A 13,439-nucleotide genomic window follows, 5' to 3' on the forward strand; every position below is an offset into this window, starting at 1 on the left:
GCAGCAGCCGACCGGCTGTCTTCGTCACACGTTCAGGTCAAAACCGCTGCGACCCAGGCATTCACCATTGATCAAGACGTCCACGTCATGCCGTCCGGCGTAATGCACACGGGTGGTGAAGTTGCGCACCTCCTGTTCGCGGCGCAGGGTCATCGACGCACCCGCGGCCAGTTCCAGCGTCTTGAGCTTGAAGACTTTGGCCGACGTGCCGCCGGATTTTTTCACGTAATGAATCGCGTAATCGATGATCAGGCGCTGGGCGTCGTTCGATGTAGAGGTCAGCGTGAAAGTCAGCTCGATACGCTCGCCCAGGCTGATCGCCTCAGGCGTCACCTTCAAGTCGCTCAGCCGAATCTGGGCTTTTTCGCCTGCGCCCATCAGCGTCAGTGCACGCACGTCGCCTTTCTTGATCAATGAGCGCAAGGCATGGCGAGCGATCCACGCGCTGTTCGGGTTGTCCAGCGACCATCCCTCCAGTTGATCGAGCACCCATTCGGGGTTGTCTTTGGTGATGTCGTTGAAGTGATTGGCCACCGATTTACGCACGTACAGGCTGTCATCGGTCTTGAGATTGTCGAGGATGTCCAGCAAAGGCGAGGGATCGACCATCAGGTTTTCCAGCCGAAACGACCACGGCAGGCGAGGGCGGCACCCTTCACTGGCCAGACGCCGAACGTGCGGGTTGTCGTCCAGTGACCAGCCGTGCATCACCTCAATGGCCCGTGAGAAATCCCGGCGCAAGAAGTGCCGCACGGCGAATTCAGAAGAGCCGAAGGGAGTGAAAAACTTCAGCGCTTCCATCGAGCGTTCAAAGTCCTCCTGACCGTACAAAGCGACGTATTCCGGGAGGATCAGGCTGACGAACGCACTGTTCAGGCGCGGGGCCAGTTGATAGAGGATGTCCAGTGCCGCGAGATAATCCTGGGGCAGTCCGGCGTGCAGGCTTTGGCTGACCCGGTTCAGCCGTTGCATGAGGGACAGGCCGTCCAGACCCTCTGTCGCCTGGGCGATAAAGCGCTTGCGATCAAATGTCGGATAGACCGCGAAGGTTTCATCGGCAATGTGCTTTAGCCGTTCGTGGTTGAAGATTTCCTTGAGGGCGGGGGCGTCGGACATGGCAGGTTCGGAACTCGGCGGCTTTTTTTCGTCGGCAGAGGTTACACCCAATCCCGGCCCCGATCATCGAAGGCAGGCGACTGCCCGCTTTCCAGGCTCTCCCAGACTTTCCCAGGCTCTCCCCAGACACTCATCGTTACAAAGTGAAATGCCCTACCGGTTGCTCATCCTTTCTCGCACCGCGAATCTCTCTGCGCATCTCGTGGCGAACCTAGGGCCGCCCGCGCCATCCAATACCGGACTCGCCACTCAATCATGCCCACGAGGTCAATGATGAACAGCTTTCTGCGACGTCTTGCTCTGTGTTCCCTGACTGCCCTATTGGGCGTCGGTGTGGCTCACGCCGATGTGCCTTCCGCGCAATCCCCTCGACTGTTGGCCTCGGCCAGCTACCCCAACCGCAGCAACAACAACGTCGATGACGGCGCCATTCGCCGCGCCAATCCCAACAGCCGCCAAGGGACTCAGCCCATTGCGCCGGTCCCGCGCAACTCGAACTTGAACACGTCGCCCCAGCGCATGCCCACGCTGGAAAACGGCGGCATTGGCAACGGCTACCCTACTCGTCAGCAGTCACCGCGCCCGTCCAGCAACGCGCGCGGCAGCAACTAAAAACCTCAGCAAAAGGATCGCCCATGTCCCGTAGAAGCCTGTTCAGCAAGACCCTGATCGCCACGCTGTGTGCAACAGCCTTTTTCAGTCTCTCGTTGCAAGCCTCAGCCGCCACCTACAAAAGCGAGGAGGGCACACTGACGGTGGATGAGGTCGTGGGGGGCTTGAAACACCCGTGGGCTGTGGCGTTCCTGCCGGACAACAAAGGCATGCTGGTCACTGAGCGCACGGGCAGCCTGCGCGTGGTCAGCCCCGACGGCAAGCTTTCGGCACCGCTCTCTGGCGTACCAAAAGTGTGGGTTCAAGGGCAGGGCGGATTGCTCGACATCGTGCTGTCTCCGGACTTCGCCAAGGACCGGATGGTCTACCTGACCTACGCCGAAGCCTCGGCGGATGGCCAGACTGGCGGGACCGCTGCGGGACGTGGTCGGCTGTCGGCGGACATGACCAAAATCGAAGGCTTCACGCGGATTTTCCAGCAGCAACCGAAGTTGTCCGTGGGCAATCATTTTGGCTCACGAATGGTCTTCGATCAGGGCGGCTATCTGTTCATCGCCCTGGGTGAAAACAACAACCGGCCCACCGCCCAAGACCTCGACAAGCTGCAAGGCAAGATCGTGCGCCTGAACGCCGACGGCTCGGTCCCGGACGACAACCCCTTCGTCGGTCAGAAAAATGTCCGCCCCGAAATCTGGAGCTACGGCCACCGCAACCAGCAAGGCGCCGCACTCAACCCTTGGAACGGCACAGTCTGGACCAACGAACACGGTCCCATGGGCGGCGACGAAATCAACATCATCGAACGCGGCGCCAACTACGGCTGGCCGATTTCCACCTTCGGCATCGACTACAACGGCCAGCCGATTCCCGAATCCAAAGGCAAGATAGTCGAAGGCGTGACCAACCCGTTCCACGTCTGGGAAAAATCCCCGGCCATCAGCGGCATGACGTTCTACAGCGCCGACAAATTCAAGCAGTGGGACCACGACATCTTCGTCGGCGCGCTCTCTGCGCAGGTGCTGATCCGCCTGGAACTCAAGGACGACAAAGTCGTGCACGAAGAGCGCCTGCTGGGCGACCTTAACGCCCGCATTCGTGACGTGCGCCAAGGGCCGGACGGTTACCTGTATGTGCTGACGGATGAAGAGGACGGGAAATTGCTGAAGGTGGGATTGGCGCAGTAATAGCTTATGAAATGTAACCTTTATGGCTCTTTTTATCATAATGAGCCATATAGGGCTCTTTAATGCTTGAATGTCATCTGTATGGCTCATAAAGTGGTTCTTGCAACCTATATGGCTCTTTTCAGCGATTGAGCTTTATGAAAGTGCATGTGCAGACCACTCAATTGAGACCGCGCCATGAAAACCACTCTGCTTGATCAAATCCGAAAACAGCGGTTGGCCCTGGGCCTGAAAATCCAGGACATGACCTTGCGCGCGGGCCTCACCCGTCAGCAGTACGGAAAGATCGAAGCCGGTGGCAATCCCAGGCTCGCCACCCTCGATCAGATCGCGGAAGGCTTGGACGCGGTCTTGGTCCTGGTTCCCAAATCGAGGCTAAATCGCGTAGAAAAAGTGCTCGCCAGCGATGTTGCGGAGGACGTCGAGCCGCTGTACCCCAATCTGGATCGCCCACCTGTGGACCAGCGCTCGCCTGTCGTGCATGACGACGAAAGCCCATGGGGAGACATCTGATGGCAGTGGAAACAGTCGCCGCCCTCCGGCTAACGCTTCATGGGCAGTTGGTGGGGCATGTGGCGGGGTATTCCAACGGCAAGAACGTGTTCACGTTGGCACCTGATTACATCGGGAATGACGCACGGTTTCCGCTGACGTTGTCTCACACCGATCCACAGGTTTTCTCACAGCAGGTAGCGAATCGGCATCCCTACATCAGTGCTCAGCGTCTGCATCCGGTTCTGAGCAATCTGCTGCCAGAAGGCGTGTTGCGCGACTTTCTTACCCAAGCCATGAAAGTGCATCGGGACAATGAGTTTCCGCTGCTCAGTTGGCTAGGTCGTGATTTACCCGGCGCGCTGATTGCCGAGCGGGTGGAGTCCGCCGATATTCCTCAGTCGGCTTTACGGCACCATGGCAAAATCGAGCCGACGGTCATCGATATTCCTGACAGCCGCGCCCATTTCTCGCTGGCAGGCGTACAGATGAAGTTTTCCATGCGTGATCAGGACGGTCGTTACATCACTGGGGATCCCAACGCGCCCGGCGACTGGATCATCAAGACCCCTTCAACCGTTCACCCTTTTGTTCCGTTGAACGAGTACACGGCAATGACGCTTGCGGCGTTGGCCGGTGTCGAAATCCCTGAAATAAAGCTGATCAGGATGGCAGATATTGAGGCCTTTCCGCAGATCAACCTGCCTGACGAGCAGCAGGCTTATGGGATTCGTCGCTACGATCGGTTGCCAGGAAACCAGAGGGTTCATTCGGAGGATTTTGCTCAGATCTTCTATGCGTATGCCCATGACAAATACCGAAGGGCCAGTTACGACCAGATCGGCAAACTGCTTTACCAGAATTCGATCCATGGGCAGCGGGACGCGATTCAGATGGCACGGCGTCTGTTGGTCAACATTCTGCTGGCGAACGGCGATGCTCACCTCAAGAACTGGAGCATCATTTACCGGGATGGCCGGCATGCAGAGCTGTCACCGGCCTACGACATCGTGATGACCAAAGGTTATATCGCTGACGAAAGCCAATTTGCCTTGAACATGGCCAAGACCAAAAACTGGTACGAGGTCTCCATGGAGCATTTCAAGCGATGGGCAGACTATGGCGACATTCCTTGGCGCCCGGTGCTCTACAACCTCAGAGCGGTGATGGACAGTGCGCGGGCGTTATGGCTGGGGGCGTTGAATGACAGTCAAATGATCGACAGCCAAAAAGCTGTACTGCGCGCGCACTGGAAACGCCTGCACCCCGATTTTCGAATCGAGTGATGCCTCAACCCGACACCGGTTCGCGCGCCGAAGCGGGCACGTTGAACACCCGGTCGAACCCCCACTGAAACACCAGCGCGTAAAAGAAGAAAAACACGAACAAACCCAGGTTGGTCGCCAGCGCGCTCCACCACGTGATTTCCAGCCACCAGGCCACCAGTGGCACCAGCATCACCACCAGTCCACCTTCGAAGCCCAACGAGTGCAGCAGCCTGCGGCCCCAGGTTCGTGTGCGACGGGTCTGGCGGGCTTCCCAGTATTCGAACAGGGAGTTGTAAACCATGTTCCAGATCAGCGCGCTGGCCGAAAGCATGGCAGACAGCGCGCCTGCATGGGCCAGGCCGTCGTCGTAGATCAGTGAAAGGGTGGGCGACAGCACGGCAATCGCGATGACTTCGTAGAGGATGGCTTGAACCACCTTGCGTGTGGGGCCTTGCATGGGCTTTATCCTGAGGCGTGAAGAACGATGGCCGTCACCCTACCGAATCGTCGGCGTCGGGTGAAATGAGATAAATTGACGCCGCATCAGTTCATTTCATGCAGGGAGCTTTCCGTGTTTTCCACCCTTCCCCTCAATGCGTTGCGCACCTTCGAAGCGGCGGCGCGGCTGGGCAGTTTCAAGGCGGCTGCCGAGGAACTGTCGGTGACGCCCGCGGCCATTTCCCATCAGGTCAAGACGCTGGAAGCCTGGCTGGGCGCGATGCTGTTCGTTCGGTCCGGTCAGGGCGTGGCGCTGACGGAAGAGGGCGAGCAGCTGTATCGCCAGAGCCATCAGGCGTTGCTGGACATCCGTCGCAGCCTGGAAAGCTTCAGCCCTGAAACGGCTTCTCAAACCCTGACGCTGTCGACCACGCCTGCACTGGCGTCGGCGTGGCTGATTCCTCGGTTGGGCCGTTTTTATCGGGCATTTCCTCAGTTCAATGTCCACATCGACACGCGCAATGAACTGGTCGATCTGTCGCGTGATTCCAGCATCGACCTTGCGATCCGAACCGTCAGCCGCGATGACCCGAGCCTGTTTCAGCAGGACCTGATGAATGAGTGTTTCGGCGTCTATGGCGCGCCCGGTCTGCTGGACGCGCTGGATGAGAGTCGGGTGGAGTTGATCGATTTGCGTTGGCCGATGCCGGGCGCTTTTTCGGTCAACTGGAAAAGCTGGTGTGAGGCGGCAGGTAGCCAGCGCTGGCTGGGAACGGCGCGAATTCGCCAGTTCGACGACGAGCATTACGCCTTGAGCGCCGCAGTCGCCGGGCATGGGCTGGTGCTGGCGAGCACTGTGCTGGTGGCGGACAGCGTTGCGCGCGGAGAGTTGGTGGCGTTCCGGCCGGAGGTCAGCCTGCCTGGCCCGCGTTATGTGGCGGTGTGCGTGCCGGGTCGTGAGCGTGATCCACAGGTGAAGGCGTTTTTGGCGTGGCTGACGGAAGAAGCGGCGGCCACGCCATTACGCTGAACGTCAGGGCTTGCGCGGCAACAACCCCGGCACCGCGTGGGTCAACGCGTGAATCGCAAACCCGATGAACATCACCCCGCACAGCCGCGTGATGGTCAGTTCGTGGCGCTGATACAGGGTACGCACGTGGCGCGCGCCGACCACGCCGATGATGATGCCGTAGGCCGCGATACCCCCCAAGGTGCTGATCAGAATCAACAGCGGCAGCATTGACCAGTTCAGCAGATCGACCCGGCTGGAAAGCAGCGCGGTGAACGTCGCGACTGCCACCGGGTAGGCTTTCGGATTGGTCAGGCCAAACATGATGCCATGCCAGAACGGATGGCGGGCCGGGGCTTTGGGCTCGTCTTCGCTGCTGCGTTTGGCGCGAATTGCTCGCCAGCCAAGCCAGAACAGAAACAACCCGCTGATGACGCCCAGCACATCGAAGGTGGTTGACCCGATGACCTTGGCGCCGATGATCGCGGCCAGCGCGGTGCTGCACCAGATCACATCCCCCAGCAGATGCCCGCAGAGAAACGCCGCACCCGCGCGTCGCCCCTTGGACGCGCCGATGCCGAACACCGCCAGCACGCCGGGGCCGGGCGAAATGGCGTAAATGAAGCCCGAGGCAAGAACGGCAAGCAGCAGCGAAGGGGTCATGACGGAAATATCCTGCAAGATAGGCCGCCGAGTGTAGATGAGTGGACGTCCCCGTTTCGAGCGTTTTCATACGTGCAAAGAGGACGTATCGAGGTTGTAAAAAAACCATACAGAACGTAAAAAGTGCGCCGAGAAACAATCCCTCCTGGAGCTTCACTGTCGATGACCACCCCACGCCGACCTGCAGCCGGTTTTCCGCGCCGCCTGCTGCCGCTGAGTATTGCCTTCGTCTCGCCATGGCTGGCCGCACAAGAGGCTGAGCCGCTGACGCTCGACGCCGTGAAGGTCTCAGGCGAGCAGGCGTCGATCTACCAGGCCAGCAGCGCGTCGGTGGGCGGTTTCAATGAAGCCCCCTTGCGCGACACCCCGGCGTCGATTTCGGTGTTCAGCGAGGAGATGCTCAAGAACCAGCAGGCCAAGTTGCTCAGTGACGTGCTGCGTAACGACGCGTCGGTGGGGGACAGCTACGCGCCAGTCGGTTATTACGAAAATTTCGTCGTGCGCGGTTTCTCCCTCAATGCGGCAAACAGCTATCGCATCAACGGTCGCAGCATCACCGGGGAGCAGAACGTGGCACTTGAAAACAAGGAGCAGGTCGAGTTGCTGAAAGGGCTGTCCGGCTTGCAAAGCGGCGTGTCGGAGCCTGCGGGTGTGGTCAATTACAAGACCAAACGCCCGGAAAACGTGCGTTCGGTGACGGTGTCCACCAACGAGCACGGCGAGCGTTACATCGCCACCGACATCGGCGGCTGGTTTGGCAGCGAAAAACAGTTTGGCCTGCGCGCCAACGTCGCCCACGAAGACATTCGTTCCTACGTCGAACACGCCAATGGCCAGAGGGATTTCGCCTCGCTGGCGTTCGACTGGAACATCAACGATCAATCGACCTTGCAGTTGGACGTCGAGTACCAGACCAAAGAGCAACGCTCGGTGCCGGGTTATCAACTCATCGGCGGAACCGAGCTGCCCCACGACGCCTCGCCGCGCAAGTTGCTGGGCTACCAGAGCGGGTCGAACCCGGTGGGCATCGACTCGCTGAACATGAGTGGTCGCTATGAATACCGTTTCAGTGATGACTGGAAAGGAAGCCTGAGCGCTTCGCGCAGCCGCGTGGTGATCGACGATTACAGCGCGTTCGCCTATGGCTGCTACTACCAGAGCGACTGCTCGGCGACACCGGTGACCGGCCATTTCAATACCAATGGCGGCTACGACATCTACGACTTCCGCAGCCCCGACGACACGCGCCGCAACGATGAAATCGAAGCGGCAATGGCGGGCCTGTTCAACACCGGCTGGCTCAAGCATGAGCTGACCTTCGGCACCAGCGCGTTTCGCCGCACGGTCGATACCCGGCCGTATTTCAGCAATTACATCGGGTCCGGCAATATCAACGAAACGCCGGAAAGCTTCGCCCCGTCCGAGCTGCCCGTAGGCCACACCGAACGCCGTCTGGACAGCCGTCAGTACGGTCTGTTCGCAACCGACCGCATCAGTTTCAGCGAGCAATGGCAAACCGTGATTGGCGGTCGTCAAGTGCGCCTCGATGAAAAAGCCTACAACGAAGACGGCAGCGACAATCGCCACACGCAGCGCTCGATCTTTCTGCCTCAGGGCGCCCTGATCTACAAGCCCGTGGACAACGTTTCGCTCTATACCAGCTACAGCAAAGGCCTTTCGTTGGGCGCCACGGCGTCGGTGTTCGACACCAACATCGGTGAGATTCTGGCGCCGACGATCTCTCGTCAGTTGGAAGCCGGGGTCAAGTACGACTGGCGGCGCATGAGTTTCACGGCGGCCGTGTTCCAGACCCGTCAGGCCTACCAGTATTCGAAGTCCAACGATGATGGCACGCTGACGTTCGTGCAGCAGGGCCAGCAGAAAAACACGGGGCTGGAACTGAGCGCCAACGGCTGGCTGACTTCACAGTTGCAAATATCTGCGAGTGCCGCCGCCATCAAGGCTCGCGTGGAAGACAGCGGCACAGCGGCCTATGAAGACCATCAGGCGATCAACGTGCCGAAATTCCGTGGCAGCCTGTCCGCTGACTACAGCCTGCCGATTCCGGGCCTCGCGCTGCTAGGCGGCATGCAGTACAGCTCCAGCAAATACGCCAACCGCGAAGGCTCGGTGAAGGTCGATGATTACACCGTGTTCAACGCAGGCAGCCGCTACAGCACCAGGCTCGAGGGCTACGACACCGTGTTTCGTCTGACGGTCGACAACCTGTTCGACAAACGTTACTGGCGTGACGTGGGCGAATACCTGGGCGACGACTACCTGTTCCTCGGCGCACCGCGCACGGCGAGATTGTCCGCGACGGTGAGTTTTTAATCCGTTTCTCAGCATCCGCCGACGGGATGTTTGGTCTTCGTCCAGCGAAGGGGCAACGCCTTCAGGCTTTTGATTCTGGCCGCAGGCCGTAGGAGCCAGCTTGCGGCCAGAAACGAGGCCCGGACCTTTCACCGTCGTATGTAAAAGCGCATCCTGTCGCTCTGGCTCAATGGCTGTGCGCGGACGCGACCGTTCGTGCGTTTTCTCCTTCCGGAATCGCGACATGATCGAACTCAAACCCGGCAATGTTTCGGACATTCCCCTGCTCTGGTCGCTGCGCACTCGGGCGGTTCGGCAGCTGTGCGCCAGCCACTATTCGCCCGAACAGGTCGAGATATGGAGCGAGTCGCCACCCCCCGAGTCGTACCTTCGGCTGTTGGCCACCCGTTGCGCATTGATCGCTGAAGAAGAAGGGCAGTTGCTCGGCTACGGCATTCTGGATCGGCAAAGCGGCGAAGTGATTGCCGTGTTCGTCGAACCTGCGCACGCCGGTCAAGGTGTCGGTAAACGCCTCATGGACGGTCTGGAGACGATTGCCGCCGAAGAACACTTCACCCGGCTCTACCTCTACGCTTCGCTCAACGCCGCTGATTTCTACCGAGCGATGGGTTTTGTTGCGATTCGCGATGAGGCGTACGAGCACCCCAGCGGCATCGCGTTGCGCAGCCTCTACATGGAACGGGTGATGCCAATGGAATCGGTGCACTGACCGACATTTGAAACTGGCGCCATGCCCTTTGGCTTGCTACCGTCGGCAAGCCACTCAACAGGGAAATCGGGCCATGCCAGCACAGTACCCGTTGCAACGCCGCATCCAGGATGGACGACCACTGCTGACCACGGCACTGTTGCAGGCGGGCAGTGACGAAACGTTGCACCGGTATCGTGAGGGTCAATTGTGGGCCGTCCGGCAAGGGGTCATGACGGCCGAGCTGGACACCGGCAGTTGGGTCGTTCCATCGCGGCACATTGGCTGGATTCCTCCCGGTGTCGCCCACGCCATGCGCGTGCACGAGGCCACGAAAGGCTGGATGATCTACCTGCGCCCCGACCTGTGTCCGCTGTTTCCTAACACGCCGACGGTGTTCGACATGACGTCGCTGTCCAGCGCCTTGCTCGAACGCATCGGCGGCTGGAATGATCACTCGGGTGAGCTCACCGCGCCGCAGCATCGGCAACTCGACGTGTTGTTTGACGAGTTGAAGGTGTCCCCCGCCAACACGTTGTTTCTGCCAATGCCCAGCAGCCCGCATCTGGTCGGCATGACCCTGACCATCGTCGCCGATCCCGCCAACAAGACCAGCCTCGACGACTGGGCGCGGCGGGTCGGCATGTCCCGTCGCGGATTGACCCGACACTTTCGTGCTGAAACCGGGATGTCGCTGATGCAATGGCGCATTGTCGCGCGGATGAAGCGAGCGCTTGAATTGCTGGCCGAGGGCGACAGCGTCAACCGTGTGGCCCAACGGCTCGGTTACGACAGCGTCAGCACCTTCATCAGCGCGTTCAGTGCGCAGTTCGGCATGACGCCCGGCGTGTATGCCCTGTGATGTGACGTAACGCCGGTGGTCTGCGAGCCGCCCTCAACCCGTCAGCTTTGTTATCCTGCGCGCCTTTGTCGCACCTAACTGCCGTTCTAACTGCCAAATGGGGTCTCTCATGACAGCCATTCTTCGACCACGTCCACAACCGATCAGCCGGGGCGACTATAAGACCCTGGGCTTGGCGGCACTGGGCGGGGCGCTGGAAATCTACGATTTCATCATCTTCGTGTTCTTTGCACTGACCCTCAGTCAGTTGTTTTTCCCGCCGGAAATGCCCGAGTGGCTGCGGCTGTTGCAGAGTTTCGGAATCTTCGTCACCGGCTACCTGGCCCGTCCGCTGGGCGGCATTCTGATGGCGCACTTCGCCGACAAGCTGGGGCGCAAGCGCGTCTTTAGCCTAAGTATCATGATGATGGCCCTGCCATGCCTGCTGATCGGCGTGATGCCGACCTATGCCGACATCGGCTATTGGGCGCCGTTGATTCTGCTGGGCCTGCGTATCTTGCAAGGGGCGGCAGTGGGTGGTGAGGTGCCGAGTGCCTGGGTGTTCGTCGCTGAACATGCACCTAAAGGCCATCGCGGTTATGCCTTGGGCGTGTTGCAGGCCGGTTTGACGTTCGGCTACTTGATCGGAGCACTGACCGCGACGTGGCTGGCCAAGGTGTTCAGCCATGCAGAAATCCTCGACTTCGCCTGGCGCATCCCGTTTCTGATGGGCGGCGTGTTCGGGGTGATCGGCGTCTGGCTGCGTCGTTGGTTGAGCGAAACGCCGGTGTTCATTGCCTTGCATGCCCAGCGTAAAGGCATGACCGAACTGCCCCTGCGCGCCGTGGTGCGGGAGCACCGCCAATCGCTGTTGCCTGCTGCGCTGCTGACCTGTGTGCTGACTTCGGCAGTCGTGACCCTGGTGGTGATCACCCCGACAGTGATGCAACAACGCTTCGGCATGAGCCCCAGCGACACCTTCGCGCTGAGCAGCGTCGGTATTGTCTTCCTCAACATCGGTTGCGTGCTCGCTGGCATGCTGGTGGACCGCATCGGCGCCTGGCGCGGAGTGGTCCTTTACAGCCTGCTGCTGCCGGTGGGCGTGGGCCTGCTGTATGCCAGTCTGGTGATCCAGTGGCTGCCGATAAGCCTGGCCTATGCAGTCGCGGGCCTGGCGTGCGGAATCGTCGGCGTGGTGCCGTCGGTCATGGTCGGACTGTTCCCGGCGAACATTCGCGTGTCCGGCATCTCGCTGACCTACAACATCAGCTACGCGTTATGGGCCAGCACCACGCCGCTGGCGCTGATCGCTTTGATGCCGTGGAGCCCATGGGTGTGCGTCGGCTACTGCGCGATCATGGGCGCCGTGGGCTTGCTGACCGCCATGTTCTTCGGCATGCGCAAGGGCATGCAAGTGGATGACGCACTGCCTGCACGCTGCGGCCACTGACTGACGGGGCGTCGTTGAGCGACGCCCCGGTCAGGACTACGCTTGCCTGACCGCTATCCGAATGACTCACAGAACAGTCAAGGAGAACCGTCATGAGCGTCAAACCTATCCCCGACGGTCAGCACAGCCTGACCGTGTACCTGGGCGTTTCGCCTGCCGCCGAAGCCATCGAATTCTATAAAAACGCATTAGGCGCCCACGAGATGTTTCGCCTCGACAGTCCGGACGGCCGTGTCGGCCATGCTGAATTGCAGATCGGCGACTCACGCCTGATGCTTGCCGACCCTTGTGATCAGGGTGGCTTCACCAGCGCTGATCCTCACGGCAAAACATCCTTCGCCATGCACCTTTACGTGCCCGATGTCGACGAACAGTTCAAACGTGCCGTGGACGCCGGGGCGACAATCGTCACCGATGTTCAGGACATGTTCTACGGCGATCGCAGCGGCAGCGTTCGCGACCCGTTTGGCCATCTCTGGTTCATCGGCACCCACAAGGAAGACCTCACACCCGACGAGATTCGTGAGCGGGCCATGAAGATGTTCAGTCAGGCACCATCCTGATTTCTTGTCATCCATTTCCTTTTTTAGCGTCGGCGATTTGCACTTACTCTGGTGCAATTCGCCCTTCGTTTTATGAATGTCTCACCCCAAGTCAAGGCTCGCGTCCTCACATGATTTGTAACGGGTGATTGTATTTGAGAATTGTTCCGTTTATTGTCGCTGTCTATACCTCTGACTCGCACTCCTCATATGCAACCTTGTTTGCGTATGAGCCGAACTGTGCCTGTTGCGTGCCTTTGTAAGACCAAATCAAGGATTTGTCTTCAGGGAGTGTAGGATTAATTACCTTTTGCGGTGCAAATTATAACCTTCATGCCGAATATCCAATTCAAGTGTAAAAAAGACAAATTAACGCTCAATAAACGCCCGTCGACGCCGATGGGAAGTTTAGTGCCAGGGACGGCATCCACGAAAAGCGACATCAAGTCGATGCAGGAGGGAGAGCCTATGCGACAACGAGCGAACCGGGCGACGCCACGGGAGTATGAGGTCTTGCAACTGGTGCTGTTGGGTTACACCAACAAGGATATCGCCCAACGGTTGGGCATCAGCGACTACACGGCCCGTGATCATGTTTCCGCACTGCTGAAAAAGAATGATGTGAAGAACCGCGCTCAACTCATGGCGTTGCATGTGGTGGTTCCACGCAAACGAAAAACCCAAGTACCCCCTACATTTGACGGATTGTTTCGGTGAATCAAGTGCGCATAATAGGAAGTATCTTGGGTGGCGTTAACGGGCGCTGCTATTACCGGCAGACGCTTGTGTGGCATTCATAAAA

At 59.3% G+C, this 13,439-nt stretch carries 14 protein-coding genes; 11 read left to right on the forward strand and 3 right to left on the reverse strand.

Going from position 1 to position 13,439, the window contains the following annotated elements:
• Positions 1–24: 24 nt before the first annotated feature.
• Complete coding sequence (locus ACIQAL_RS09805; RefSeq protein ID WP_401144814.1) at positions 25–1,116, reverse strand: DNA alkylation repair protein; 1,092 nt, start codon at positions 1,114–1,116, stop codon at positions 25–27.
• A gap of 273 nt (positions 1,117–1,389) precedes the next feature.
• On the opposite strand from ACIQAL_RS09805, the gene ACIQAL_RS09810 reads away from it, so the two are divergent.
• The 4 genes from ACIQAL_RS09810 (at position 1,390) to ACIQAL_RS09825 (ending at position 4,690) form a co-directional block, all read left to right on the forward strand.
• Positions 1,390–1,728: a hypothetical protein gene (locus ACIQAL_RS09810; RefSeq protein ID WP_401144816.1), complete on the forward strand. Its 339-nt coding sequence runs from the start codon at positions 1,390–1,392 to the stop codon at positions 1,726–1,728.
• A gap of 38 nt (positions 1,729–1,766) precedes the next feature.
• Positions 1,767–2,912, forward strand: coding sequence for a PQQ-dependent sugar dehydrogenase (locus ACIQAL_RS09815; RefSeq protein ID WP_401145307.1), 1,146 nt, complete (start codon positions 1,767–1,769; stop codon positions 2,910–2,912).
• A gap of 177 nt (positions 2,913–3,089) precedes the next feature.
• On the forward strand, positions 3,090–3,425 hold the full coding sequence (locus tag ACIQAL_RS09820; RefSeq protein ID WP_401144818.1) for a helix-turn-helix transcriptional regulator: 336 nt from the start codon (positions 3,090–3,092) through the stop codon (positions 3,423–3,425).
• On the forward strand, positions 3,425–4,690 hold the full coding sequence (locus ACIQAL_RS09825) for a type II toxin-antitoxin system HipA family toxin (protein WP_401144819.1): 1,266 nt from the start codon (positions 3,425–3,427) through the stop codon (positions 4,688–4,690). Before ACIQAL_RS09820 ends, ACIQAL_RS09825 begins: the two co-directional genes overlap by 1 nt.
• Positions 4,691–4,694: 4 nt before the next feature.
• On the opposite strand, the gene ACIQAL_RS09830 is transcribed toward ACIQAL_RS09825, so the two are convergent.
• Positions 4,695–5,129: a PACE efflux transporter gene (locus ACIQAL_RS09830; protein WP_401144821.1), complete on the reverse strand. Its 435-nt coding sequence runs from the start codon at positions 5,127–5,129 to the stop codon at positions 4,695–4,697.
• Positions 5,130–5,243: 114 nt separating this feature from the next.
• Here ACIQAL_RS09830 and ACIQAL_RS09835 point away from each other — a divergent pair, with 114 nt between their 5' ends.
• Entirely contained in the window at positions 5,244–6,140 is an 897-nt protein-coding gene (locus tag ACIQAL_RS09835; RefSeq protein ID WP_401144823.1) for a LysR substrate-binding domain-containing protein, read from the forward strand.
• A 3-nt stretch (positions 6,141–6,143) separates the two neighbouring features.
• Here ACIQAL_RS09835 and ACIQAL_RS09840 read toward each other — a convergent pair whose 3' ends face one another.
• Positions 6,144–6,782, reverse strand: a complete 639-nt coding sequence (locus tag ACIQAL_RS09840; protein ID WP_401144825.1) for a LysE family translocator — start codon at positions 6,780–6,782, stop codon at positions 6,144–6,146.
• 162 nt (positions 6,783–6,944) lie between these two features.
• On the opposite strand from ACIQAL_RS09840, the gene ACIQAL_RS09845 reads away from it, so the two are divergent.
• The 6 genes from ACIQAL_RS09845 (at position 6,945) to ACIQAL_RS09870 (ending at position 13,354) form a co-directional block, all read left to right on the forward strand.
• Positions 6,945–9,116, forward strand: a complete 2,172-nt coding sequence (locus ACIQAL_RS09845) for a TonB-dependent siderophore receptor (RefSeq protein WP_401144827.1) — start codon at positions 6,945–6,947, stop codon at positions 9,114–9,116.
• Between the two features lie 223 nt (positions 9,117–9,339).
• A complete protein-coding gene (locus tag ACIQAL_RS09850; RefSeq protein ID WP_401144828.1) occupies positions 9,340–9,825 on the forward strand; it encodes a GNAT family N-acetyltransferase in 486 nt (161 codons plus the stop codon).
• 73 nt (positions 9,826–9,898) lie between these two features.
• On the forward strand, positions 9,899–10,666 hold the full coding sequence (locus tag ACIQAL_RS09855) for an AraC family transcriptional regulator (protein ID WP_401144830.1): 768 nt from the start codon (positions 9,899–9,901) through the stop codon (positions 10,664–10,666).
• 109 nt (positions 10,667–10,775) lie between these two features.
• Positions 10,776–12,095, forward strand: a complete 1,320-nt coding sequence (locus tag ACIQAL_RS09860; RefSeq protein WP_401144832.1) for an MFS transporter — start codon at positions 10,776–10,778, stop codon at positions 12,093–12,095.
• A gap of 92 nt (positions 12,096–12,187) precedes the next feature.
• Positions 12,188–12,658 carry a VOC family protein gene (locus ACIQAL_RS09865; protein ID WP_401144834.1) on the forward strand — a complete coding sequence of 157 codons (471 nt, stop codon included), beginning with the start codon at positions 12,188–12,190 and terminating at the stop codon, positions 12,656–12,658.
• A 447-nt stretch (positions 12,659–13,105) separates the two neighbouring features.
• Positions 13,106–13,354, forward strand: coding sequence for a LuxR C-terminal-related transcriptional regulator (locus ACIQAL_RS09870; RefSeq protein WP_166597650.1), 249 nt, complete (start codon positions 13,106–13,108; stop codon positions 13,352–13,354).
• The last annotated feature ends 85 nt before the right edge of the window (positions 13,355–13,439 follow it).

This window comes from Pseudomonas sp. NPDC088368, from assembly GCF_044753445.1.
GTDB classification, from domain to species: Bacteria; Pseudomonadota; Gammaproteobacteria; order Pseudomonadales; family Pseudomonadaceae; genus Aquipseudomonas; species Aquipseudomonas bambusae.

What these genes read in the sequence shown, in the direction of transcription:
- ACIQAL_RS09805 (WP_401144814.1), bottom strand. Translation starts at nt 1,116, where the DNA reads ATGTCCGACGCCCCCGCCCTCAAGGAAATCTTCAACCACGAACGGCTA.
- ACIQAL_RS09810 (WP_401144816.1), top strand. Translation starts at nt 1,390, where the DNA reads ATGAACAGCTTTCTGCGACGTCTTGCTCTGTGTTCCCTGACTGCCCTA.
- ACIQAL_RS09820 (WP_401144818.1), top strand. Translation starts at nt 3,090, where the DNA reads ATGAAAACCACTCTGCTTGATCAAATCCGAAAACAGCGGTTGGCCCTG.
- ACIQAL_RS09825 (WP_401144819.1), top strand. Translation starts at nt 3,425, where the DNA reads ATGGCAGTGGAAACAGTCGCCGCCCTCCGGCTAACGCTTCATGGGCAG.
- ACIQAL_RS09830 (WP_401144821.1), bottom strand. Translation starts at nt 5,129, where the DNA reads ATGCAAGGCCCCACACGCAAGGTGGTTCAAGCCATCCTCTACGAAGTC.
- ACIQAL_RS09840 (WP_401144825.1), bottom strand. Translation starts at nt 6,782, where the DNA reads ATGACCCCTTCGCTGCTGCTTGCCGTTCTTGCCTCGGGCTTCATTTAC.
- ACIQAL_RS09845 (WP_401144827.1), top strand. Translation starts at nt 6,945, where the DNA reads ATGACCACCCCACGCCGACCTGCAGCCGGTTTTCCGCGCCGCCTGCTG.
- ACIQAL_RS09850 (WP_401144828.1), top strand. Translation starts at nt 9,340, where the DNA reads ATGATCGAACTCAAACCCGGCAATGTTTCGGACATTCCCCTGCTCTGG.
- ACIQAL_RS09855 (WP_401144830.1), top strand. Translation starts at nt 9,899, where the DNA reads ATGCCAGCACAGTACCCGTTGCAACGCCGCATCCAGGATGGACGACCA.
- ACIQAL_RS09860 (WP_401144832.1), top strand. Translation starts at nt 10,776, where the DNA reads ATGACAGCCATTCTTCGACCACGTCCACAACCGATCAGCCGGGGCGAC.
- ACIQAL_RS09865 (WP_401144834.1), top strand. Translation starts at nt 12,188, where the DNA reads ATGAGCGTCAAACCTATCCCCGACGGTCAGCACAGCCTGACCGTGTAC.
- ACIQAL_RS09870 (WP_166597650.1), top strand. Translation starts at nt 13,106, where the DNA reads ATGCGACAACGAGCGAACCGGGCGACGCCACGGGAGTATGAGGTCTTG.